Raw genomic sequence first — 23,299 nt, 5'->3', positions numbered from 1 at the left:
CCTGCATCCCTCCTTTGGATTTTTAGAAAATTACACCCGCTTCAAGGATGACATTAGCATAGGGGGTAAACTCACCCGTGCGGATCACAGCCTTCGCCTGATGAGTTAAGGCTTTTAACTCTTCGTGCGAAATGAATTTGATCTGAGCCCCAGGCAAAATCGCAATCAGCTCTTCCTTTTTGGCAGGGCTCGCCGATTCCATTTCTTGAGCCAAATAAGCATTTTCCACACACATTTCCTGAAGGACGGTCTCAACGGTCTCAATGAAAGACGGGACCCCTGCTTTCAAAGCCAAATCAATCCGTTTGACATGAGCAGGAATCGGTAAACCGGCATCAGCAATCACGATTTTATCCATATGCCCAAGCTCGCTGATCACTCGGGAGATTTCACTGTTTAAGATCCCGATCTTCTTCATCCTCGTCCCCCCAGAAATACTCTTCTACCTCGGCCAAAGTGGGCATCCCACCCTGAGCTCCAAATTTGGTAACAGCGAGTGCCGAAACCTGGCCTGCAAACTCTACAGCTTGCCGAATGGATTTCTTCTGGGCTAGAGCATACGCCAGGCCGGCATTAAAGGCATCTCCAGCTCCCGTAGTATCCACCACGGAGACCTTATGGCCCGGAACTTTAACTAAGCTTCCGCCCTTTTCCATAAAAGCGGCGCCCTCAGCTCCAAGAGTCGTGATGCAACACGAAACTCCAACATCTAATAATCGCTCCATTCCTTTAGCAATCAAAGATTCTTCTGACATCCATGCGATCAAGGCGAGTTCGGAACGATTTGGGGTTAAATAATCCACCTTGCTGAGTAGATCCTCCGATAGACTTTGGGCTGGGGCTGGATTGAGGATCACGGTCTTCCCATGCTTTTGTGCCAGTTTGACCGCATACTCCACCGTCACAAGCGGAATCTCTAATTGCAGGAGCATAAGATCGGCTTCGGCTATCATTTCTTCATACCGGTCCAAATCCTCAGGTAAACACCGGGCATTCGCTCCTGGAACCACCACAATGCTGTTATCTCCTTCAGCCAGTAGAATCGAGGCAACGCCTGTGGCTGCAGAATCGAGCACCTTTACGCTCGAGGTGTTCACTCCATCCTTTTGCAGGGTCTTCTTGAGTTCCTCTCCAAAAGCATCTGATCCAACCGCTCCAATCATCGTGGTCTCAGCACCCAATCGGGCTAATCCCACCGCCTGGTTCGCGCCTTTGCCACCGGGAATGAAATAAATTTCTTCCCCCATCACAGTTTCCCCGCGTTTAGGAGCACGCACGGCTTTGACGACCAAATCCATATTTAAACTACCAATGACAACAATCTTGGGCCGATGGTTCATTTAAGTCTCCCCCTTTTGGGTCGATTTTCTGGGAATCAAAGTAACTTCCAGTTCAATGATCGTATTCTCACTGATCCCGCTCTCGATTTCATTCAGCAAAATCCGGGCAGCTAATGCTCCCATTTCATAAATTGGCTGTGCCACCGTCGTCAATTCCGGTTCGGTAATTTCTGTCAAGCCAATCCCATCATAACCGCAGACCTTGACCTGTTCCGGGACCCGGATTCCTCGTTCATGCAAGGCTTTGAGAGCCCCTACTGCCATGAGATCATTTCCCACAAAGATTCCATCAATATCAGGAGAACGTGCAAGGAGCTGTTCCACAGCGTTCCGTCCACTCTCGATATCAAAATGCCCTGGTACCATCAGACTGGGCGAATACCCATCTAATCCTCCGACGACATCCTCATACCCGAGCAAGCGCTCTTGAGCCGTAATAAATTTCTGTGGCCCGTAAATATGAGCGATTCTCCGACAGCCCTGCTCCATTAAATGCTGAACAGCGAGTTTCGCTCCTTCCCGGTTTTTTGAACGAATAACTGGGCAGGTTGCCGTATTTAGGCCCCTATCCAATAGCACCATCGGAATTCCATCTTTTCTTAGAAATTCGATATCCTCTTGACGAATGGTATTCGAAGCGAAGATAATGCCATCTACATACTTTTTCTTAAGGACCTTGATATAAGAACTTTCTTTTAAGCCTAAGCCATCTGAGTTGCCTAAAATAACCGTTAGGCCTTTCTTATGGGCTACATCTTCGACCGCGCGGGCTAAAGCAGGAAAAAATGGATTCGATATATCCGGCAAGATTAAGGCAATCGTCCCAGTCTTCTTGCCCGCAAGGCCCCGAGCTACAGCATTCGGTTCGTATTGAAGCTGCTCAATCGCTTTCAGTACTTGTCCAGCGGTCTCGGGATTAACACAGTCCTTTTTGTTAATCACTCGGGAGACTGTGGCTACAGACACTCCCGCTAAACGAGCAACATCTCTAATCGTCGCCATTTGGTCACACCCTTTATCCACTTCTCTGTAATCGGTTACACCTTTGTTATACTTCGTGTTATATATTGCGCTTATATAGGTGATTCAACGCCTTGTTTTACAAATGTAATCGGTTACATTTTTCTGATTCCAGTTTATCCTTTTCAGAATACACTGTCAATCCCATTTCTCGATTTTTAATTGCCCTAATATGATGAATTAATTATATATATTGACTAAAACAGTCAGGTGGCTTATAATAGCTTTCGTCACTTAATTTAATAAACAAGCTTTTTATTTATGACGGACACGGAGAGATGGCTGAGTTGGTCGAAGGCGCTCGACTGGAAATCGAGTAGGCGGGCTATACCTGTCTCGAGGGTTCGAATCCCTCTCTCTCCGCCATATAAAGTTAGCAAGCCTAAGTATTCGACTTTGGCTTTTTATTTTGCTATAATTGATTTGGCTGTGCTAGACGGGGAGGTAGCGGATCCCTGTAACCCGTAATCCGCTGTAGCGGGGTGGAATTCCTGCGCGAGGGCTTCGCTTGTGGAGCAGTCTTTGGTTAAAGGCGATGAGATCTGGGTCTTGCGCAACAGGACTCTTCGAATCGTGTCAGATCTTGACGGAAGCAGCACTAAGGAGTCAGTTCTGTGTGCCGTGAGTCTGCCTGGGTCGAGCCAGTTAACCAGAGTAACGGCCGGAAGCGAGTGTCCGGACAAAGGTGCACGGCCTTTATTTAGCTTAAGGTGGTCTAGTACCATCTTTATTTATTATTTTTTATTGTTTTCTTTTTAAGAAATCGGTCCTGCTGTAGTTTGTAAACGGGGTGACTTGAGGCATGGCTTATTTGGCTCTTTACCGGGAATGGCGGCCGCGCCGTTTTCAGGATATGGTCGGGCAAGAACATGTAACAACGACTTTAAGAAACGCCCTTAAACAGGATAAAATAGCCCACGCTTATTTGTTCAGCGGTCCGCGTGGAACCGGCAAGACCACTGCGGCCAAGATCCTGGCCAAAGCCTTGAATTGTGAAGCCAAGGATGGGGTGGAGCCGTGTGGAAGCTGTTCATCCTGTGTCAGTGTCGACCAGGGCTCGGCCATGGAAGTCTTTGAGATTGACGCCGCTTCCAACCGCGGCATTGACGAGATTAGGGATTTGCGGGAAAAGGTTAAGTTAAGCGCAGGCCAGGGGAAGTTCAAAGTTTACATAATCGATGAAGTGCACATGTTAACAACGGAAGCGTTTAACGCTTTGTTAAAGACCCTGGAAGAGCCGCCCGCCCGTGTGATTTTTATTTTGGCCACGACCGAGGCTCACAAAGTGCCACTTACGATTCTGTCCCGGGTGCAGCGTTTTGAATTTCGGCGCATTCCGGAAGAGGATATCAGACAGCGCCTGGCAGAAGTTTGCCACAGCTTGGGCAGGGAAGTTGAGCCTGGGTCCCTGCAGGTGATAGCGCAGAAATCGGAAGGCGGTCTGCGGGATGCCTTAAGCATCCTGGATCAGTGCCTTTTACAAGAAGGCTCTTTAACAATTGAACAAATATATTCTGTTTTGGGGATTGCCGGGGAAGAATACAGTTCTCAGCTTGTTGCTCCTTTAATAGCTTCTGATTATGGAGCGGTTCTGTCCTGTCTGGCACAGGGTATAGAGCAAGGAAGAGATCCCCGGGTAATTATGCGGGAACTTTTGGATTATTTGCGTCAGGTGTTGTTATATTTAAGCGCTGGTCAGATGCCGGTGCTGCCGGGGAAGCTGCAAGCGGTGTTCACCCGGCAAAGCAAGGAGATTGGATTAGGACGCTTATTAAGCTGGATTTCCGTGCTCCTGCAGGGGGAAGGGCAATTAAAATTTTCTGCGAACCCGAGGCTGGCGGCCGAGATGCTCTTAGTTAAGACTATTTACGATGGGGAGGAGCGGACTGGGGAAGCTTGGCCTGAAAGCGCAGGCGCTAAAGCTGTGGGAATGTCCCGTGGGTCACACGGCGAAGGAAGGTCTGCAGACTCTCAAGCCGGAAGAAGGGATCAGACGTCTGAGGCTCTAGGGAAATCCCCGCGGGTTCAAGCGGAAGGGCAATTTCCTAAGTCCCGGGCTGGAGAGAATACATCAAATATTAAGTCTGTGACTTTGGCCCAGATCGAGGGTAGATGGCAGGAGATTTTGGAGCGGGTGCGCCAGCAGAAAAAATCTACCCATGCTTTTCTGCTCGAAGGAAAGCCCGAGATTCTTGAAGGGGAAGTTTTAACGCTGGTGTTTAAGGATGGTTTTTCCTTCCATCGTGACAAGGTTAATCAGCCGGAAAACCGCCTGACGATTGAAAAAGCGCTCCTGGATTTATTCGGAGTTTCGCTTACGCTTAAGAATGTGTTAGAAAATGAAGTGGCAAGCGCAGATAAAACCCAAGAATCTGAAGAAGAAATTTTGATTAAAAAGACTGAAGCTATATTTGGCAAGGATTTTGTTGAAGTAAGACAGGACTAAGTTGGATTAAGTTGTTGTAGTTGTATAGGTCGAAATTAGATTAATTAACTAAAGGAGTGTGTTAGTTATGGGTTTTAAAAACATGGGTGGCGGCGGTATGGGCAACATGAATCAAATGCTCAAACAGGCGCAGAAACTGCAGGAAGAGATGGCCAAAACGCAGGAACAGCTTAAGACTAAAACGGTGGAAGCTACCGTCGGCGGCGGGGCTATTCAGGTTGTGGTAAGCGGCAAATTGGAATTGGAAGAGATCAAGATTAAGCCTGAGGCTGTTGATCCTGAAGACGTAGAAATGCTGGAAGATTTGGTCAAGGCTGCGGTCAATGAGGGTCTGCGCAAGGCCCAGGAAATGATGTCCTCTGAGATGGGGAAATTGACCGGCGGCTTAAAACTCCCCGGCCTGTTCTAAGACCAGATGGACTTGCTTAATTATCCTCAACCATTAGCTGATCTTATTAGCAGCCTTGCGCGCTTACCCGGGATTGGGCCCAAAACGGCTGGGCGCCTTGCTTTTTATTTATTGCAAGAGCCTGAGACAGCCCAAGCTCTGGCACAGTCTATTATGAAAGCTAAGGAAAAGATTAAGAGATGCTCAGTCTGCTCCAATTTTACTGAGCATGATCCCTGCGCTCTCTGCCAGAGTGAGCGGCGTGACCGCACGGTGCTTTGCATCGTGGAACACCCGCGTGATGTGGCGGCCTTAGAGAAGACGGGAGAGTTTAAAGGGCTGTACCATGTCCTGCAAGGGGTGCTTTCCCCTTTGGAGGGGATTGGGCCGGAACAGTTGACAGTGCAGCAGCTCCTGCGGCGCTTAGAGGGTGTGCAGGAAGTGATAATGGCCGTGAATCCGACGGTTGAGGGGGAGGCTACAGCCTTGTATCTGGCGCGACTGTTAAAACCCCTGGGCCTTAAAGTGACCCGTATCGCTCACGGGCTGCCGGTAGGCGGGGATCTGGAATACGCGGATGAAGTTACAATTGCCCGCGCCCTTGAAGGCAGAAGGAGCCTATAGGAAATCCCAACGCTAAATCAAGTGAATGGACTGTTGAAAATCGGTGTTCTAACTTGTCCGTCTGGTGCATATTGATCAACAGTACTTAGAAGGTATGTGCATTTAACAGGCGAACGGGGGAACGGCGGTGACACTTGTCTTTCTCGGGTTGTTGCTTGTGCTTATGGCCTTAGTGGTGAGATCTTCCTTAGGTCAGCCAAATTTATTCCTCAGGGCTACGATCCACGTCTTGGGGGGAATAGTTGGCCTGTGGGTTCTTGACTTGCTTTTAAGCATTTTGGGCTTAGAGATTCCGATTAATGTGTTTACGATACTAATAGTCGGATTGCTAGGGTTTCCGGGCGTGATTACTCTGTCCATTCTACAGTTCTTAGGGATATAGACAGCTTCACCTAAAGGGTCACTAAATCATTCGTATGGACATGTGAGCCCTAAGGGCATGAATATTGTATATTAGAGCGCAAACTCTTGATAAATAAAAGAAAACAGGGGTATACTGTTACTATTCAGGGGGAACTATCTAACAATAGTTCCCCACTTATTTTGGCGTGCTTTTCTCCAGCTTTGGCCTGCTTTTATGCTGCTGCAGGGACTTTGGCATGGTTTACATAGATGAAGAATTTTTTGCCGGGAAGAGTAAGGAGTGAACAAGCCTGCCTAGAATAGTGGAGGCATATGTTGGCGAATATGCCAGTGGCAAAAGTGAATGTGCAGTTAACCGGGCTTTAGAGCTGCTTAATAATCCCGAGGCTGAACACCCTATAACCCTTGTGGATTTGGACACAGTGGAACCGGTTTATACTTTAAGACCAATCCGGGAAGAACTGAAGAATTATGGGTTGGAAGTAGTGGCCTGGGCGACCTCAGAAACTATGGGCCTCGGGGAAGCCGGGTCTGTGATTCGTCCGGATATGCGCTGGGTTCTTAAACGGTCTGGTAGTATAATCATGGATATAGGGTATGGGGTTAAAGGGGCGCGTGCGCTTAATCTCGTTGAAGGAGCCTGGGAAGAACCCGACTTGCGCATTCTGGCGGTACTTAACCTGGGACGCCCTTTAACCGGGAGTTATGAGGATATGCTGGATTATGTGCGTGAATTAGGCCCGGTGCACGGGCTTATTAATAATTCCCACTTGGGTGAGGACACTGATGTTGCTTACATACTTGAGGGAGCACAAATTGTAAGCAGAGTGGGAGAAGCCCTAGGCAAGCCGGTAATTGCAACGACTGCCGATGAACGTTTCAGGGAAGAATTAGGGGAAGCAGACGGCTGCGGACACCCGGTGCGTTATCTCAAACGCTTTATGCCGCGCGCTTTCTGGTAAAAAAATTGGTAATATGGGTTTTTAGCCCTTTTACATTCGTTAAAACATACAGGAGGTGTACACTCAATATGGCTAAACCAATTGAGGGGGAAAAGCGGGCGTTCATGACCGGCAACGAAGTAGTCGCCTGGGCTGCACTGGCTGCTCAAGCTGATATTATGTACGGTTATCCGATTACGCCCCAGAATGAGATTATGCATTATTGGACCCGCTTAGGGCCGAAATTCGACAAGAAGTTCCTGCAAACTGAAGACGAAATTTCCGCAGGCTTCACCACGGTAGGCGGGGTGCTTTCCGGTGCCCGCGCTTTTACGGCTACAGGCGGGCCTGGCAATATCCTGATGCAGGAATCTCTTTCGATGGCGGAAATGATGCGGATTCCAACGGTGATGGTGATTCAGCAGCGGGGCGGTCCGTCTACCGCTACCGTTATTTATTCGCAGCAGGAGGTTACCCTCACGACTTACGGCGGCAACGGGGAGGGGCACCGCATCGTATACTCGACCGCAACGCATCAAGACTTATTTGACTATACGATTAAAGCGTTTAATACAGCCTGGAAATATCGTTTTCCGACTTTTGTCCTGGGAGACGGCTATCAGGCCAAGATGCGCGAATCTTTAACCATTTATGATCCGGAAGCACGCGGGGTTAAGATGGTTCCGACCGTACCCATGGTCGGACAGGAAGGGATGCCCGGAGTGGACCGCAATCCTTCCCACTTGCGCAACACCTTCAACACGGAAGAGGAACTGTATGCGATTATTAAAGACTATCAACAAGAATATGACCGCATCGCGCCGGAACTGGTAGAACATGAACAGTTCGACTGTGGGGATGCCGAGATTGTGGTTATTTCCCACGGAGTGGTGAGCCGCTCTTGCAAAATGGCCGTACGCGAACTGCGGGCCGAAGGGATTAAAGTGGGGTATTTCCGGCCCATAACCCTGCGCCCGTTCCCGGCTGAAGACTTGAGCCAAGCAATAGGAAGTGCCAAGCTCCTCCTAGTGGTAGAGTCTGCCGAGGGGCAACTGGTAAAGCTTGTGCGTCAAAATCTCTACGGTGCCAGCACCTTGCCCATCGAAGGGCTGCTTAAACCCGGCGTTGGTGTGACCAGTGAAGAGGTTGTGGACAAAGTCAAAGCCTTGTTAACGAAATAGGGAAGGGGGTAAATTAAAGTGTCAATAGAATTATCTATGCCTAAATCTTGGCGGGAAGAAACCAAACCGCATAAATTTTGTCCGGGCTGCGGCCATGGCCTGGTGCTGAAAGCCCTGGGCCGGGCCATTGACGAGCTTGGAATTCAGGATAAAGTTGTGTTCGGGTGCGATATCGGCTGTTCCCTGTTAGCCTGGGACTTCTTCAACGTGGACACGGTCCAGACTCACCACGGACGTACTACTCCGGTAATCACCGGTATCAAACGGGCCCGCCCAGACCGGGTCGGGGTTGCTTATATGGGTGACGGGGGCGGCTATGCGATCGGTTCCCAGCACCTGGTCAATGCGGCGATGCGCAATGAGAGAATGACGGCAATCTTAGTAAACAACGCGAACTATGGTATGACCGGGGGTCAGATGGCCCCGACCACTCTCCCGGGCATGAAGACAGAAACATCCCCCTACGGACGCGATCCGGAACTTACCGGGATGCCGATGCAGGGGCCGGAGATGGTGGCAGCCATTGCCCGCGAAGGGGCGTATGTGGCCCGCGGCACCATGGCTAACGTGCGTCAGGCTACCACTTTTATTAAGCGTGCACTTGAAAATCAAATAGCCGGCAACGGCTTTTCCTTCGTCGAGATTCTCTCTACCTGTCCGACGAACTGGAGCAAAAATGCCAAAGATACCTGGCATTTTGTGGAGCAGGAAATGCCCAAATACTTCAAAGTCGGGGAAATAAAAGTCCCGGGCAAGAAGGAGGAGTAGAGCCATGGCAAAAGTCGTGAAGATTGCTTTAGCCGGTGAAGGTGGCCAAGGGGTTCAGTCAGTGGCGCAAATCATGACGAACGCTGCCAATGACGAGGGCAAAGAAGCCCTGTATATTCCGAACTTTGGTGTAGAACAGCGTGGCGGGGTTTCTATCGCTTTCTGTCAGATTTCGGATGAGCGAATCGGCGCTCCTAAGTTCGAAATCGGGGATATTGTCATCGCCTTAAGCGACCGGGCGGTTGTACGCACCCAGCAGTATGTGGGGCCGAAGACTATATTTATCTATGATGCTTCCATTGAGGGTGTGGAAGAATCTTTGCCCACCAACGGAGCCAAAGTCCTGGCAATTCCGGCCTTGAAAATCTCTAAGGAGGAACTTCATCCCCGCGTCTTTAACGTCATGATTCTGGGAGCGGCTTTGGAGGCTACCGGAGTCCTTACTTTGGATCAAGCTAAAAAGGCTTTGGAGAAGAAATTAGGGTATAAGTTCGAGCAGAATCCCAAGTTGCGTGCGTTGAACCATACAGCTTTAGAGCGCGGCGCAGAAGTGATGAAGGAACTGTTAGCCGGGAAGTAAAACGGGTTGTCATTAACCCGTTTTGAGGCAATTAACGCTATTGACGGGAAACAGATATTCTGTAGGATCATGTGAAGTCCGGAGAAAGGAGGGACTATTATGTCCTTAAAGGATAATGCGATAACGATTGAAGGACCGAAAGCGGTGTGGACAGTTTTCCCGCACCTGTGCAAGGGCTGCGGTCTCTGCATTGAGAAGTGCCCGGTAAGGACCCTGGAATGGTCGGACAAGTTAGGTGTCTATGGCACCCCGGCCCCGCACGTGAAAGAGGAAATTCCCTGCATCGCCTGCAATATGTGTGAACTCGTTTGCCCTGACGCCGCCATCACAGTCGGCAAGGTAAATCAGGCCGTGCAGAAATAGAATCTAAGTCTCAGCAGGATTAATGATGAAATAGCTTAATAAAGCATAAAGACTGGTTTAACGCAGATCTGCGCAGGCCAGTCTTTTTTCTTGCCAGATTTGAGTACCATGATGGACAAGATGTGTGTGTCAAGGGGGCTGATCCCTTGGTACTAATTAAGGATCGATCTTTCCTTGTTTCTTTGATATAATAAATTCAAAGAAACTTTGCATATTAAGGTATACATAACATATACTAAGAAAGGATGAATGTTTATGTCACTGACAGTTCTAATGGGAGGTAGTACTATGCTTAAAAGGCGTATTTCCGTATCTAAGAAACGTCAAATTACTATTCCTATTGAGTTCTTTAATAGCCTTGGCATTGAAAAAGAGGTTGAATGCTATGTCCAAAATAATGCTATTGTTATTCGTCCTGTACGGGAAGGGGGCGGGGAATTTGATGAACAGATTCTTGCCGATTTAATTTCCCAGGGACTCTCCGGGCAGGAGCTTCTCGCCAAGTTCAAGGAGACACGCCGTGAAATTCGTCCCGCCGTAGAGCGCTTACTTGATGAAGCCCGTCTTGCCGCAGCCGGCAAAGCACAAGCTTCCACCTACGAGGATGTTTTCGGTACGGAGGATAATAATGTATAGGCTCGTTATATTACCTCCTGCCGCACGTTTTCTAAAAAAGCTCAAAGAAAAGCCAATCAAGACCGCTTTTCAAAAAGCTGTTGATGAAATCTTGGGAAATCCGTATATTGGCGATCCGAAAACGGGCGACCTCTCCGGCGTTTACTCATATGATATTTTCTATAACAAAACAAACTATGAGCTCGCTTATATAATAATTGAAGAAAATGATGAAACCATTATCCTTATCCTTGCGGGTACTCGAGAAAACTTCTATGATGAGCTCAAACGCTATATGAAAAAACTTTAAGGCTGGCTTAACGCAAACTTGCGAAGCCAGTCTTTTTCTTAAAACGCACCAAGCCTAATGTGTATAAGCCACCCAAGGGAGGAACACAATAAGCTGGATAGGGAGGGAAAAAGATGCGCAGTTGGATAAAAATGCTTTCAGATCTTACTTCGAGGCCCCATGTTCGCCAGATTCGCAAAGTTCCCCCTATGCCGGTGGATTCTGAGCTGGACAAGCCCCTTTCACCCAAACTGATGCAAACTATTTTGGGCCTAAGTACGGATGTTATTTTCCGGGAGTTTAGTTTACGCGGACAAGAGGAGATTCCCTGTACCCTAGTCGCGGTGGACGGCCTCATAGACAAACTGCTTTTAGATACTTTTATCCTGCGGGTGCTAATGGTAGATTTTGCGGGTCAGAAAGAGCTTGAACAAATGACGGTTGACAATGCGCTCGCGACCGTTTTCAAGTTCTTGGCTCCCGCTATTGAGCTTAAGATCATAAATAAGACGGGGGATGCGGTTGATGCTATCCTCTCCGGGGATGCTGTACTCTTTTTCGGGGAGACAGGAGAGGCTTTAGTCGTAGGGGCCAGGGGCTGGGCTAACCGCGGTGTGACTGAACCTGAAACAGAGTCCGTGGTGCGCGGGCCCAGGGAGGGTTTTTCCGAGACTTTGCGCACAAGCACTTCCCTCTTGCGCCGCAAGATCAAACACCCTTCCCTGCGCATGCAGTCCCTGAAGATTGGGGAGTTGACCAAGACTGATATCGTAGTGACTTATATCGAGGGACTGGCGAAGCCGGATATTATTCAAGAAGTAATGAGACGGCTGCAAAGGATAAAGATTGACGGCATTCTTGAGTCTGCCTATATCGAGGAAATGATTGAGGATGTCCCCTATACCCCTTTTCCCCAGGTACGGCACACGGAGCGGCCTGATGTCCTAGCGGCCGCACTTTTGGAGGGGAAGGTAGGGATCTTGGTCGACGGCACGCCCATCGCCCTCCTGGTACCGGCCGTGTTCATCCAGTTTATGCAGGTGTCGGAAGATTATTATGAAAAAGCGGTCATAGTTATTTTGGTGCGTTTCATCCGCTATCTTGGGGTGGCTGTAGCCTTGCTTGCTCCAAGCATTTACATCGCAGTCGCAACTTTCCACCAGGAGATTATTCCAACTACGTTGGCTTTAAACATCGCCGGGGGTAGGTCAGGGGTGCCGGTAACGGCTTTGCTCGAGGCTTTGCTCATGACCCTTGCCCTGGAGATTGTCCAGGAGGCGGGGCTGAGGCTGCCAAAGCCGATAGGCCAGACGATCGGGATTGTGGGTGCAGTCGTGATCGGGGATGCGTCAGTCAAAGCCAGCCTGGTGAGCCCTCAGATGGTGATTATTGTCGCGCTCACGGCCATTGCCACCTATTCCATACCGTATTATGACTTGGCTATCGCCATGCGCCTGATCCGCTTTCCGCTGATGATCCTGGCTGGGACGCTTGGGTTTTTCGGCATTGGCCTTGGTTTATACGGCTTGCTCATCCATCTCTTAAGCATGCGCTCTTTCGGACATCCCTACTTCAGCCCGATCGCGCCCTTAAGAATCCGAAGTCTGCTCCAGGATACCTTTGTACGCGCTCCCTGGTGGGCCTTGAAAAGGCGTCCGCAAATCACCGATGTTGATGAGCCACAGGGGGGGAGTAAGTAATGGAGCGGATTTCTGCGCACCAGTTCATGGTGCTAGGGGCTGGTGTCTTGATGGGTACGACATTTTTCCCCATAGCACAGACTGCCATGGGTATCGGGGGCAGGGACGGCTGGATGGCTGTGCTTCCTGCTTACGGACTGGGCGTGCCCTTGGGGCTGATGGTTTTGGCCTTGGTCAGAGACTACCCGGGCCAGAATTTAATCAAGGTTTCGGAAGCAGTTTTCGGAAAATGGACGGCGAAGGGCATAGGCATCATCTATATAATGATAAGCACTTATTTCGGTTCCTTATTGCTCGCCCAGGTGGAAGATACTTTCAAACGCTCAGTGCTGCCGCTCACACCTCACTTTGTTTTTATCGGCGGGGTCTTGCTCCTGGTCGTACTGCTAACGTGGGCCGGAATTGAAGTGATGGGGCGCTTTGCGGAAGTAGTATTTCCCTTAATTGTGCTCGGGCTGGTGGGGAATATGCTTTTAACCCTGCCGCGTTTTGAATGGGAGGAGTTTTTGCCGGTATTCGGGGACGGATTTAAGCCTATTTTGCTGGCCGTGTTAAAGATAGCCCCTTATGCCTGTGAATATGTGTTATTTGTGGCCGGTGTTATAGCTTATGTGCCGCAGCGGGGACAAGAGAAAACTCAGCTAAGGACAGGGGTATGGCGGGCTGTCCTGCTGGTAGGGATGCTTAATGCCCTGCTCACCTTAACCGAGCTGTTGGTATTCGGCCCGGCTGAAGCCAAACGCTTGAATTACGGCTTGCTCACACTTGGCAAATTGGTGGACATAGAGAAGACAATTTCCGGGGTTGAATCGGTTTTTATGCTTATCTGGATGGGGGCAATGATCATTAAGGTCGGCGCTTTGTATTTTATGAGCATGTGGGGGCTGCAGGCAGTATTCGGAGTGCAGGATGAACTCAAGTGGTACTTAATGTTGTCAGGGGCATTCCTTAGCATTGGTCTCTTTTTTCAGAACGGAGTGGAACTGGTTGAAGAGATAACCGTGGTCGATGATTATTTGATTCTGCCGTTCACCCTGCTCTGGATTCCCCTTGTATGGGGAGTTGCACGCTGGCGCCAAAGGAGCAAAGAGGGATGAGAAGAAAACTTCTGATTTTAATAGCAGCAAGTTTTTTGCTCTTGTCTATATCAGGCTGTTGGGGCAAACGGGAAATAGAAAGTCTGGCTTTTGTAGTGGCCATCGGACTTGATTTTAACACGAAGACAGGCAATTACCAGGTTACTTACCAAATTGCTGAGCCAAGCAAGGGGGGAGAAGGCGAGCCCAAAATCGAAAACCGGACGATAACCATCGAAAGTAAAAGTATGGTGGAGGTTTCAAGCAGGAGTTTTGAATTTCTCAACAAAGAAAACTTTCCAGGGGCCGTCAAAATTTTAATTATCGGCAAAGACCTGGCGGAAAAAGGGATGAACGAAAGCCTGGATTTCTACCAGCGGCTTTATCAGCTGCGGCGTACGGTATTTTTGCTCCTGGCTGAGGATAAGGCCCAGGATATACTCAATGTTAAACTGCGCAATAAGGACCTGCCTGCCCTTAGTTTGCTTGAAATCATTGACAATACCTCAGATTGGTCGATTACGCCTTCAGTCCGTCTCGGGCATTATCTTACGATCTTAGGCAGGAAGAGTGAGGCCCCGGTGATTCCCGTGGTGCGCCCGGTGAAGCCGGGGGAGGGGGGGATCATTTATAAAGGTCAAGAAGATGGGGAGGCAGAGGAAGTACAGCTTATAGGTGCCGGGGTTTTCACAGGGGACCGCCTGGCAGGGTATTTAACTGAAGATGAGACCAAGGGCTATTTGTGGCTGCAAGACGAGGTTAAACAGCGTTTGCTGGACACATCGGATGAGGCTCCTCCAATATATGGAGGGCGGGTGATTAAGAGCGGAACCAAGGTTAAGCTTGAAAGGGTTGACGGGGTCAAAGGAGTGCGCTTTCTAATCTCAGCCAAGGTTTCGATCGATGAATACCAGTGCCGGGATCAGGCTGTTAATCCCGCGGACATGAAGCCGATTACGCATGATGCAGAGGAGAAGCTGGCGCAGGCGATCGCCAAAGAGTGTGAAGAGGCTATTGCCAAAAGCAAAGCGTTAAAGCTTGATTTCCTGGGAATTGGCAGGCAGATCGAAATGAAGGACTCCAAGCACTGGAAGGAGATTAAAGAGAGCTGGCCTGAGATGCTGGTGGAGATGCCGGTTGCGGTAGAGGTCAGGGTCAAGGTTATTAACACCGGAGCTACGTTCCAAGGTCCGGTTAATTCCAAATCAGACGGGGAAGAATAAAAGTAAAACTTATAGTTACGCTAAATTTGGATGAAAGGGCGATATTCAGTGAGTGCCAATATTTTTCCTGTATGTCACGCCTGCAGCCGCGTCCCGCGCCGGGGGCTTTACGATGGATTCCGGCTTAAAGGAGCGTTTTTCTGTTCTGACTGTGAAAATAAGATGCTGACAATGGAGATCGGGAGTGCAGAGTATGAGAAGCTCTTCCGCGATGTACGCACTCTTCTCTTCCCCAGGCTGGGAACGGATTTTTTAAGAGGGCCGTTGCAGGAGCGTACGTACAAGCCGAGGATTCCTTTGTTCAAGAGCTTGCACGGTGAGACTGAGTAGGATGTTGGAGTGTTCCGAACGAGTATTCTGAACGCAGATGAAAGTTATCCTGGAATATGATAAAATTAATTCAAAATTCCTAGGAGGAATGTTTTTGTCAGTTTTAGGGGACGGGCTCAGCCGTTATCTGGAACAAGGGTTCTGCTCCTTTCACACTCCTGGGCATAAAGGCAGGCAGGAGTTTTTTTGCGGATTGGATTTCCCCGCAGCTGACTTAACAGAGCTTCCCGGGTTAGACATGCTCCATGCTCCGGCTGGCATTATTGCTGAGGCTCAGGCCAAGGCAGCCCGGATCTTTGGGGCGGAAGAGAGTTTTTTTCTGGTTAACGGGGCGACGGTAGGCAACCAGGCCTTGTTTATGGCTATTCCGGACAATAAGCCTGTGCTTATAAGTCGGTCAGCACACCGTTCGGTATTCTCAGGTTTGATTTTGTCCGGGCATAAGGTGAAATACCTCCGGCCGGTGATTCATCCTGATTTTAATCTTCCCTTAGGCCTCGAAGTTAACGAGGTCGGGGGAGCTCTGGCCAACACCGCCGCCTGCCATTTGACTTATCCTACGTACTATGGCAGCTGTTGTGACCTTGGGGCTGTGCTTGAGGTCAGGAACAGGGATAATTATGCTATTCCCATGTTAGTAGATCAAGCGCACGGTTCGCATTACCTGGGTGCGCTCTTTCCTCCCAGCGCCTTGACCCTGGGAGCGGATGCGGTTGTACATAGCACCCATAAAACGCTGAGCGCTTTAACGCAAGGGGCTATGCTCCATGTCCAGGGAAGCTTGCTGGCCCGTGAACGCTTGCGGCAAGCGTTGGAACTCTTACAGTCCTCAAGCCCCAGCTATTTGCTCTTAGCATCTCTGGAACGGGGAGCTGAGTCAGCTCTGGTTCAAGGGCACTGGGAGGCACTGCAGACGGAAGTGGAGGAGATTCATCGCAGCCTGGGCGGGAGCTTGCGCATACTTAGTGCCAAGGATGAACAAAAATTCGGAATCGCACTGGTTGATTGGTCGAGAATCTTGGTTAATACCCGGCCATTGGGAGTTGCAGCCCCGGTGGGCGTAAAGTTCCTGCGTAAGAGATTTGGGATTGAGCCGGAACTTTGGGATGACGAAAATATTTTATTTGTCCTTGGTATTGGCAGCAAGCCGTCAGATATCCGGCTGCTGCGTCAGGGCTTGGAAAGCTTGTGTCAGCTGAAGTCAGAGGCTGGGGCTAAGCTTACAGAACACACACGCCTCCTGCCGTTACTGCCCCCCGTACCTCCGCAGCGCCTGACACCGCGCCAGGCTTTTCTGGCTCCGAAGCGCCTTGTCCCACTAAGCGAGAGCCTGGGGCACATTGCCGGGGAGACGATTTCTCCCTATCCACCCGGAATTCCGGTGGTGGTTATGGGAGAAGAGGTGACGGGAGAGGTCTTGGAGATACTGCGTGCTAAAGGGGAAGGGCGCTGGCAGGGATGGGAGCGAGCGGGCGAGGAACGGATTTGGGTTGTGGAGGATGAGTAAGCGTGAAGATGGCAGTTACAATTGTGCAGGATAAAGATGTAGGTAAACTTCTGGACAGAATCACCAAAGCGGGGTATAGTGCAACCAAGCTGGCAAGTTCAGGAGGGTTTCTGCGTTCAGGAAATACAACTTTATTAATTGGGGTCGAGGAGGAAAAGCTGGAAGCTCTGCTTGAACTAATCAAGGAGACGTGTAAGCAGAGGACAGAACTCTTAACCCAGGTGCAGCCGATTATGGGGCCGGTGGACGCCCATGTCCCGGTACCCATCGAAGTTCCGGTCGGCGGGGCCACGGTGTTCGTGCTGGATGTGGCGCAATTCTTGAAGGTGTGAGTATATGAACAAAGAATTGCTGGAAGCGGCTGCTCGTTCAGAACGGATGGGGCACTTTTATATTTTTCATGGCGGCAGCCCTCGGGAGAGACGGGAGTTTGCCCTGCATCTGGCCATGATCCTTAATTGCAGAGAGATGGGGAAGCCTTGTTATCGTTGTCCTTCCTGCCGCAAGATCCAAAGCGGCAACCACCCGGATGTTTTTATTCTGGAACCGCTTAAAGTAAGTTTAGGGATAGAGCAGATTCTTGCCTGGCAGGAAACGGTTTACCGCAAGAATTATGAAGGAGAGTACAAGGTTTCCTTGATCGAACAGGCTGATTCGATGACCGCTCCGGCCGCTAACGCTCTCTTAAAAGTAGTGGAGGAGCCTCCCGGGCAAACTGTGATAATCATAAGTGCGCACAATGCGGAAAGGCTCTTGCCGACAGTGCGCAGCCGGGCTCAGCTCTTATACTTCCCGGAATCAGGGTTTGGGTCTACGCAGGCAGGGGTAGCTGAGCCGGAATGGGAAGAAGCCTTAAGGCTCAGCGGCGGTATGCACGCTCTGGCAGAGGAGATTAAGCGGCATGGTCCGGCTAAAGTCGTGGAATGGATCGGAAAGTTTAGGCGGGCGGTGGCAGACCAGGATTTTGTGGCTTTGTTTCCGCTGTTTCCGGTCGAGAATGAGGAAGCTTCCCTTTATTTACAGGCTCTTGCCGTTGAGTTAGAAAAAGAGATTATTCAGGAAAGTGGGTCTGTTCCTGCACTGCTTGCTGTTCGCGAAGCTTTGGCAGCACTGCAGCAGGCCAATTCCAGATTGGTGATCGAAGTGTTGGCATTGCGATTATTCCAGCAGGGAGGAAAAATTGGTGATTGAAGTTGTAGGAGTACGCTTTAGGGCTGCCGGCAAAATTTATTATTTTTCACCCGGGGATTTGCAGCTTGGAGTAGGGGACAAAGCGATCGTTGAGACTGCCAGAGGGGTTGAGTTTGGGGAAATCGTGATCTCTCCCCGTTCTGTGAGCGAGGAAGAAATAGTGTTGCCGCTAAAGCAGGTTATCCGCAAAGCGGGGGCGGAGGATGAGCGTATAGTCGAGCATAACAGAGCCAAGGAAAAGGAAGCTTTGCAGATTTGCTTAAAGAAGATAACCGATCACAAGTTGCCGATGAAGTTAATTGATGTAGAATACACCTTTGACGGGAATAAGATTATTTTTTCTTTTACAGCGGAAGGAAGGGTGGATTTCCGGGAACTGGTCAAAGACTTGGCCGCAGTTTTCCGCACCCGCATTGAATTGAGGCAAATCGGGGTCAGAGACGAAGCGAAGATGCTGGGGGGGATCGGTTCCTGTGGGCGGATACTCTGTTGTTCTTCCTTCTTAGGGGATTTTGAACCTGTCTCAATCCGCATGGCCAAGGATCAGAAGCTTTCTCTTAATCCTACTAAGATTTCCGGGATTTGCGGTCGTTTAATGTGCTGCTTAAAGTATGAGAATGGTTGCTATGGCTGTGATAATAGAGAAGGGGCAGAAGACGTGCCCGAACTGGTGGAGGAAGTGGTACCTGATAAAGAGGCGGTGCCAGCCGTTTCTTCTGCGAGACAGCAGTATCACAGGAAAGGGGACAAGCAGAAAGGAAAGAGTGAGAAAGCATGAGCCAATTGACCCAGGCACTGGTGGAGATAGAAGAACTTTTGGCTTCTGTTTTGCGCGAGGTGCAGAGCCTGCGCTCTTATGTGCAAGTGCTCGAAGAAGAAAATATGAGGCTTAAGCGGGAAGCCGCTCTACCTGCCCAGGAAACGGAAAGGGTTATCGCTAATGCCGAGCGGATTCAGAATGTAGCGCACGAGAACTTGCTCCGTCTCTATGATGACGGATTCCATGTCTGCCACTTGCACTTTGGGCAGCCTTTGGAAGGGGACTGCCTGTTCTGTATGGGGTTTTTGAGGAAGGATTAGTATGCTGGAAAAAGGTACTCTGTACGTATGTGCGACGCCGATCGGGAATCTGAAGGATATTACGCTGAGGGTTCTTGAGACTTTGCGGGAAGCGGATGTGGTGGCGGCTGAGGATACGCGGCATTCGGGCATCCTGTTTAAGCATTACGGGATAACGACTCCGCTTACGAGTTATCATGAGCATAATGAAAAAGGAAAAGCCCAGGAATTGGTGGCCAGGCTTAAAGAAGGCCAGGCTGTGGCCCTGATTTCAGATGCGGGCATGCCCGGAATTTCCGACCCTGGTTTTGAGGTGATCCGGCTCTGCCGGGAGGAAGGGATCAAGGTAGACGTGCTGCCCGGACCGAATGCTGCTCTCACGGCCCTGGTTCTATCTGGAATGCCAACGTCAAATTTCCTTTTCCATGGTTTTCTGCCTGCCCAGGCGGGGCCGCGGCGGCGGGCTCTGGTGGAGTTTGCCGTGTTACCGTTTACCCAGATTTTTTACGAGGCACCGCACCGTCTCGTAGCTGTGCTGACAGAGATGGAAGCCGTGATGGGTGCGAGAGAGGCAAGGGTTGTGCGCGAACTGACAAAATTGCATCAGAGCGTGCACCAGGGGACTTTAACGGAACTAATTGCAGAGTTCAAGGGTACTCCTCCCCGAGGAGAGTGCTGTATTATGGTCGCGCCCTATGAGGCACAGCGGCCGAGCGGGGGGCCGGAAAGCTGGCGGTCTGAAGTGGAGGAAGCAGTCGCTGCCGGTCTGGCACGCCAGGAAGCGATGAAAGAAGTTGCGAAACGTTATGGGGTGAGCAAGCGCGAGGTCTACCGCAGTCTAATCGAGCAAGAGAAATAATTAAAAAGGCCCGCTGCCTTGTTAGGGGCTTCGGACCTTCTTAACTGATCTTAGGATGCAAGTCTGAATTTCTATGTACTCTTCAGAACAGTGCCTATTAGGATCAGGGATGTGGAAATCTGCAGATTTAAGTCAATCAGACAGCTTTGGTGTCAACAGAGGTTTCGGCGACAGATTCGCCCATAGCTGCTGCGCACTCGCGGCAGACATTCTTACCTCTGAAGATTTGAACGTCGCTCGCATTGCCACAAAAAACACAAGCAGGCTCGTATTTTTTGAGGATAATTTTCTCCTGATCGACATAGATCTCTAAAGCGTCTTTTTCGTCGATTCCCAGGGTGCGGCGGAGTTCAATTGGCAATACGACTCGACCGAGTTCGTCTACCTTTCTCACGATTCCAGTTGATTTCATCACAAATGACCACTCCTTTTACAACATCTTTCGACAGGAAGCATCACCCTTATGATACCAATGGTTCCATTAAAAGTCAACCATTTTTATCTATATTTTTCATTTGTCCCTAAAAGTGATATTATTAAACGAAAATGGCGTGTAAGGCAGAAAATAGGCTGCTTTGAGCACAAAATGTCATCATGGGTAAAGGAACAAGGTGAAAATTTCTATATCTACAAGGGGGATGCTGCAAGGTGAAATATTACATAACAACACCTATTTTTTATCCGAATTCTTCGCCGCATATCGGCACGGCCTACACCACGATTGCGGCTGATGCTTTGGCCCGGTACCACAGGCTGCGGGGAGATGATGTTTATTTCCTCACAGGTACGGACGAAAATGCCCAGAAGATTGTGCGTACGGCTGAAGGTAAGAAGATGAACCCCAAAGAATATGTGGACGGGGTTGTAGAACGATTCCAAGAGCTGTGGCAGCTTTTAGATATCTCCAATGATGATTTTATTCGTACCACTGAGGAACGCCATCATAAGGTTGTGCAGGAGATATTTGCCCGCCTGTATGAACAGGGGGATATTTATAAATCTGAGTATGAGGGCTGGTACTGCACCCCGTGTGAGACCTTCTGGACTGAAAACAAGGTGGTTGACGGGAAATGCCCGAATCCGGACTGCGGACGGGAAGTAGAGCTGCTCAAAGAGGAAAGCTATTTCTTCCGCCTTTCCAAGTACCAAGAGCGCCTTCTCGCTCATATCAGGGCGAATCCGGAGTTTATTCAACCGGCATCGCGTCGTAATGAAATGATCCGCTTTATCGAAAGCGGCTTGGAAGACCTCTGCGTTTCCCGCACTACTTTCCAGTGGGGAATTCAGGTGCCCTTCGATCAGAAGCATGTAGTGTATGTCTGGCTTGATGCCCTTATCAATTATATCTCAGCCTTGGGCTATTCAGAAGGGGAAAAATATGGACATTACTGGCCGGCTGACGTGCATTTGATGGGCAAAGACATTGTGCGTTTTCACGCGGTAATCTGGCCTATTATTCTGTTGGCTTTAGGCGCGCCATTGCCCAAGGTGGTGTATGGACACGGTTGGTTTTTGAGTAAAGAAGGGGGCAAAATCTCCAAGTCCCGCGGCAATGTGCAGGATTCGTTTGAACTAATCCGGCGCTACGGATCTGACGCTATCCGTTATTTCCTGCTGAGGGAAATGCAGGTGGGCACTGACGGAACGTATTCCGAGGATGCCCTGGTCGAACGCTTAAACAGCGACTTGGCCAATGACCTCGGAAATTTTGTTTCCCGCAGCCTGGCCATGGTTGTGAAATACCGCGGGGGGATTGTGCCTGAGCCCGGCCCTGACACCCCTCTCGAACAGGGGTTAAAAGCTTTAAGCCTTGAGGTCAAAGCCGGTGTGGAAGCAAGAATGGACGCGTTCGATCCTGCCGGAGCGCTGGAACAGATCTGGCGCCTCGTGGCCCGCTGCAATAAATATGTGGATGAGACTGCTCCCTGGTCCTTGGCCAAACAGGGGGGGCAGGAGGGGCGGCTCGATACGGTGCTGTATAATTTTGTGGAAGAGATTCGCATCCTTAACATTCTGTGCGCTCCGTTTATGCCGGGACTAGCGCCAAAAGTCAGCGCTCTCATCGGCCGCGATGTCGGCAAATGGGAGGAAGCGAGCCTGTGGGGTATTGTGGCTCCCGGCACGAGAGTGAAAAAAGGAGAGCCGCTCTTCCCGCGTGTAGATATTTCACAGTTGCTAGAAGGAGAGAATGAAGACATGGATGCAGAAAATAAGACGACACTAGCGGAGAGTGCAGCAAAGGATACAAGTATTCAGCCTATCCCTGAGTTTGAGCCGGTCAAGGAAGAAGTAAGTATTGAGGATTTTGCGAAGCTTGACTTCCGTGTGGCTAAAGTTGTCAGTGTGGAGAAAGTGGAGAAAACAGATAAACTTCTCAGGCTGGAACTGGAGGTAGCAGGGGAAGTGCGCACAGTGGTTTCCGGAATTGCGCAGCATTACGCTCCGGAGGATTTAGTAGGGCGCAAAGTTGTGGTGGTTGCTAATCTTAAACCTGCCAAGCTTAGAGGGATTACTTCGCAGGGGATGATTTTGGCGGCTTCGCACGGAGGCGCTCTGGAAGTGCTCACTCTGGATAAGGATTTGCCGGGAGGCGCACAAGTCAAATGATCTGGGATACTCATGCTCATGTGGATGATCCCCGCTTCCGGGAAGATTTTGCTAAAATGTTAAAGCGGGCGCAGGCTGCTGAGGTTACCCGTATCCTCAATGTTGGCTATGACTTGCCCTCCTCTGAACGCTCAGTCAATCTGGCCCGGGTATATGACTTTATCTATGCGGCGGTAGGGATTCACCCGCATGATGCCAAGGAAGCCTCTGACTTAGCCTGGGATACCCTCCTACAGCTAGCTGAAGATCCTAAGGTTGTGGCCTGGGGGGAAATCGGACTTGACTATTACCGTGATCTTTCTCCCCGCACTTTGCAGCAGGCGGCGTTTATCCATCAAATAGAACTCGCTGACCAGGCAGGTTTGCCAATCATAATCCATAACAGGGACGCACATGAGGATGTCTATAAAATCGTTAAGGAACACAAGCCCAAGCATGGGGGTGTGTTTCATACCTACTCCGGCTCCTGGGAGATGGCCAAGCTCCTCCTGAATTTGGGTTTTTACCTCTCTTTTGCTGGGCCGCTGACGTACAAGAATGCCCGCCAGACAGTAGAGGTAGCTGAAAAAGTGCCGCACGACCGTTTCCTGGTTGAGACAGACGCCCCTTATCTTACTCCGGAACCGTATCGCGGCCAACGCAACGAACCGGCATATGTGCGGGAAGTGGTTGTACGGCTGGCCCGGGCTAGAAACATGTCCCTGGAGGAAGTTGCCGCCCAAGCCTGGCGTAATGCGGAAACGCTGTTTACACGGCATTAATCATAACAATAATTGGCAAAAAGTAATTTTTCCCCCCTTGTCTTCATAGATTGAAGCAAGGGGGGAAA

At 50.0% G+C, this 23,299-nt stretch carries 27 protein-coding genes, 1 tRNA gene and 1 other RNA gene; 25 read left to right on the top strand and 4 right to left on the bottom strand.

The features are described from left to right. Positions 1-22: 22 nt before the first annotated feature. From rbsD to ACYQ2N_RS10530, 3 genes are read right to left on the bottom strand one after another with little or no spacing between them, the layout of a single operon-like run. On the bottom strand, positions 23-418 hold the full coding sequence (gene rbsD / locus ACYQ2N_RS10540) for a D-ribose pyranase (RefSeq protein WP_459999194.1): 396 nt from the start codon (positions 416-418) through the stop codon (positions 23-25). Next, positions 390-1,340 carry a ribokinase gene (gene rbsK, locus ACYQ2N_RS10535; RefSeq protein ID WP_459999193.1) on the bottom strand — a complete coding sequence of 317 codons (951 nt, stop codon included), beginning with the start codon at positions 1,338-1,340 and terminating at the stop codon, positions 390-392. The genes rbsD and rbsK overlap by 29 nt, the downstream gene beginning before the upstream one ends. Continuing rightward, positions 1,341-2,342, bottom strand: a complete 1,002-nt coding sequence (locus ACYQ2N_RS10530) for a LacI family DNA-binding transcriptional regulator (protein WP_459999192.1) — start codon at positions 2,340-2,342, stop codon at positions 1,341-1,343. A gap of 290 nt (positions 2,343-2,632) precedes the next feature. Between ACYQ2N_RS10530 and ACYQ2N_RS10525 the strand changes: the two genes are divergently transcribed. The 23 genes from ACYQ2N_RS10525 to rsmI all read left to right on the top strand — a co-directional run bounded on the left by ACYQ2N_RS10525 (position 2,633) and on the right by rsmI (position 19,863). Next, positions 2,633-2,726 (top strand) — tRNA-Ser (locus ACYQ2N_RS10525). A 61-nt stretch (positions 2,727-2,787) separates the two neighbouring features. Continuing rightward, positions 2,788-3,053, top strand: an RNA gene (ffs, locus tag ACYQ2N_RS10520) — signal recognition particle sRNA large type. A 109-nt stretch (positions 3,054-3,162) separates the two neighbouring features. Beyond that, entirely contained in the window at positions 3,163-4,806 is a 1,644-nt protein-coding gene (gene dnaX / locus ACYQ2N_RS10515) for a DNA polymerase III subunit gamma/tau (protein ID WP_459999191.1), read from the top strand. A gap of 67 nt (positions 4,807-4,873) precedes the next feature. Next, a complete protein-coding gene (locus ACYQ2N_RS10510) occupies positions 4,874-5,215 on the top strand; it encodes a YbaB/EbfC family nucleoid-associated protein (protein WP_459999190.1) in 342 nt (113 codons plus the stop codon). A gap of 6 nt (positions 5,216-5,221) precedes the next feature. Next, complete coding sequence (gene recR, locus ACYQ2N_RS10505; protein WP_459999189.1) at positions 5,222-5,818, top strand: recombination mediator RecR; 597 nt, start codon at positions 5,222-5,224, stop codon at positions 5,816-5,818. 127 nt (positions 5,819-5,945) lie between these two features. Continuing rightward, positions 5,946-6,200, top strand: coding sequence for a pro-sigmaK processing inhibitor BofA family protein (locus ACYQ2N_RS10500; protein WP_459999188.1), 255 nt, complete (start codon positions 5,946-5,948; stop codon positions 6,198-6,200). A gap of 283 nt (positions 6,201-6,483) precedes the next feature. Beyond that, complete coding sequence (locus ACYQ2N_RS10495; RefSeq protein WP_459999187.1) at positions 6,484-7,143, top strand: hypothetical protein; 660 nt, start codon at positions 6,484-6,486, stop codon at positions 7,141-7,143. Positions 7,144-7,211: 68 nt separating this feature from the next. Beyond that, positions 7,212-8,303, top strand: a complete 1,092-nt coding sequence (locus tag ACYQ2N_RS10490) for a ferredoxin oxidoreductase (protein WP_459999186.1) — start codon at positions 7,212-7,214, stop codon at positions 8,301-8,303. A 36-nt stretch (positions 8,304-8,339) separates the two neighbouring features. After that, on the top strand, positions 8,340-9,071 hold the full coding sequence (locus tag ACYQ2N_RS10485) for a thiamine pyrophosphate-dependent enzyme (RefSeq protein ID WP_460000516.1): 732 nt from the start codon (positions 8,340-8,342) through the stop codon (positions 9,069-9,071). 4 nt (positions 9,072-9,075) lie between these two features. Further along, positions 9,076-9,651, top strand: a complete 576-nt coding sequence (locus tag ACYQ2N_RS10480; protein ID WP_459999185.1) for a 2-oxoacid:ferredoxin oxidoreductase subunit gamma family protein — start codon at positions 9,076-9,078, stop codon at positions 9,649-9,651. Between the two features lie 99 nt (positions 9,652-9,750). Next, the gene (locus ACYQ2N_RS10475) at positions 9,751-10,014 is read left to right on the top strand and encodes a 4Fe-4S dicluster domain-containing protein (protein WP_459999184.1); all 264 of its coding nucleotides are present in this window, start codon (positions 9,751-9,753) and stop codon (positions 10,012-10,014) included. 288 nt (positions 10,015-10,302) lie between these two features. Then, positions 10,303-10,650 (top strand): AbrB/MazE/SpoVT family DNA-binding domain-containing protein, encoded by a 348-nt coding sequence (locus ACYQ2N_RS10470; protein WP_459999183.1) that lies wholly within the window; start codon positions 10,303-10,305, stop codon positions 10,648-10,650. After that, on the top strand, positions 10,643-10,939 hold the full coding sequence (locus tag ACYQ2N_RS10465; protein WP_459999182.1) for a type II toxin-antitoxin system RelE/ParE family toxin: 297 nt from the start codon (positions 10,643-10,645) through the stop codon (positions 10,937-10,939). Before ACYQ2N_RS10470 ends, ACYQ2N_RS10465 begins: the two co-directional genes overlap by 8 nt. A gap of 113 nt (positions 10,940-11,052) precedes the next feature. Then, positions 11,053-12,618 carry a spore germination protein gene (locus ACYQ2N_RS10460; protein WP_459999181.1) on the top strand — a complete coding sequence of 522 codons (1,566 nt, stop codon included), beginning with the start codon at positions 11,053-11,055 and terminating at the stop codon, positions 12,616-12,618. After that, positions 12,618-13,715, top strand: coding sequence for a GerAB/ArcD/ProY family transporter (locus ACYQ2N_RS10455; RefSeq protein ID WP_459999180.1), 1,098 nt, complete (start codon positions 12,618-12,620; stop codon positions 13,713-13,715). The genes ACYQ2N_RS10460 and ACYQ2N_RS10455 overlap by 1 nt, the downstream gene beginning before the upstream one ends. Further along, positions 13,712-14,917 (top strand): Ger(x)C family spore germination protein, encoded by a 1,206-nt coding sequence (locus tag ACYQ2N_RS10450; RefSeq protein ID WP_459999179.1) that lies wholly within the window; start codon positions 13,712-13,714, stop codon positions 14,915-14,917. The genes ACYQ2N_RS10455 and ACYQ2N_RS10450 overlap by 4 nt, the downstream gene beginning before the upstream one ends. Before the next feature lie 48 nt (positions 14,918-14,965). Then, complete coding sequence (locus tag ACYQ2N_RS10445; RefSeq protein WP_459999178.1) at positions 14,966-15,247, top strand: sigma factor G inhibitor Gin; 282 nt, start codon at positions 14,966-14,968, stop codon at positions 15,245-15,247. A gap of 88 nt (positions 15,248-15,335) precedes the next feature. Further along, positions 15,336-16,754 (top strand): aminotransferase class I/II-fold pyridoxal phosphate-dependent enzyme, encoded by a 1,419-nt coding sequence (locus tag ACYQ2N_RS10440; RefSeq protein WP_459999177.1) that lies wholly within the window; start codon positions 15,336-15,338, stop codon positions 16,752-16,754. 8 nt (positions 16,755-16,762) lie between these two features. Continuing rightward, positions 16,763-17,086 carry a cyclic-di-AMP receptor gene (locus tag ACYQ2N_RS10435; protein WP_460000515.1) on the top strand — a complete coding sequence of 108 codons (324 nt, stop codon included), beginning with the start codon at positions 16,763-16,765 and terminating at the stop codon, positions 17,084-17,086. 4 nt (positions 17,087-17,090) lie between these two features. Beyond that, positions 17,091-17,945: a DNA polymerase III subunit gene (locus tag ACYQ2N_RS10430; RefSeq protein WP_459999176.1), complete on the top strand. Its 855-nt coding sequence runs from the start codon at positions 17,091-17,093 to the stop codon at positions 17,943-17,945. Beyond that, the gene (locus tag ACYQ2N_RS10425) at positions 17,938-18,723 is read left to right on the top strand and encodes a PSP1 domain-containing protein (RefSeq protein WP_459999175.1); all 786 of its coding nucleotides are present in this window, start codon (positions 17,938-17,940) and stop codon (positions 18,721-18,723) included. The genes ACYQ2N_RS10430 and ACYQ2N_RS10425 overlap by 8 nt, the downstream gene beginning before the upstream one ends. Further along, a complete protein-coding gene (locus ACYQ2N_RS10420) occupies positions 18,720-19,025 on the top strand; it encodes an initiation-control protein YabA (RefSeq protein ID WP_459999174.1) in 306 nt (101 codons plus the stop codon). Before ACYQ2N_RS10425 ends, ACYQ2N_RS10420 begins: the two co-directional genes overlap by 4 nt. 1 nt (position 19,026) lies before the next feature. Next, positions 19,027-19,863 (top strand): 16S rRNA (cytidine(1402)-2'-O)-methyltransferase, encoded by an 837-nt coding sequence (rsmI, locus tag ACYQ2N_RS10415; RefSeq protein ID WP_459999173.1) that lies wholly within the window; start codon positions 19,027-19,029, stop codon positions 19,861-19,863. Between the two features lie 136 nt (positions 19,864-19,999). Here rsmI and ACYQ2N_RS10410 read toward each other — a convergent pair whose 3' ends face one another. After that, positions 20,000-20,275, bottom strand: coding sequence for an AbrB/MazE/SpoVT family DNA-binding domain-containing protein (locus ACYQ2N_RS10410; protein ID WP_460000514.1), 276 nt, complete (start codon positions 20,273-20,275; stop codon positions 20,000-20,002). A gap of 236 nt (positions 20,276-20,511) precedes the next feature. Between ACYQ2N_RS10410 and metG the strand changes: the two genes are divergently transcribed. Both metG and ACYQ2N_RS10400 read left to right on the top strand, forming a co-directional pair. Beyond that, on the top strand, positions 20,512-22,470 hold the full coding sequence (metG, locus tag ACYQ2N_RS10405) for a methionine--tRNA ligase (protein ID WP_459999172.1): 1,959 nt from the start codon (positions 20,512-20,514) through the stop codon (positions 22,468-22,470). Beyond that, complete coding sequence (locus ACYQ2N_RS10400; protein ID WP_459999171.1) at positions 22,467-23,231, top strand: TatD family hydrolase; 765 nt, start codon at positions 22,467-22,469, stop codon at positions 23,229-23,231. Before metG ends, ACYQ2N_RS10400 begins: the two co-directional genes overlap by 4 nt. Positions 23,232-23,299 lie beyond the last annotated feature (68 nt).

It is taken from the genome of Paradesulfitobacterium aromaticivorans (assembly GCF_054657415.1).
This window is presented reverse-complemented; position numbering and strand designations above follow the sequence as displayed.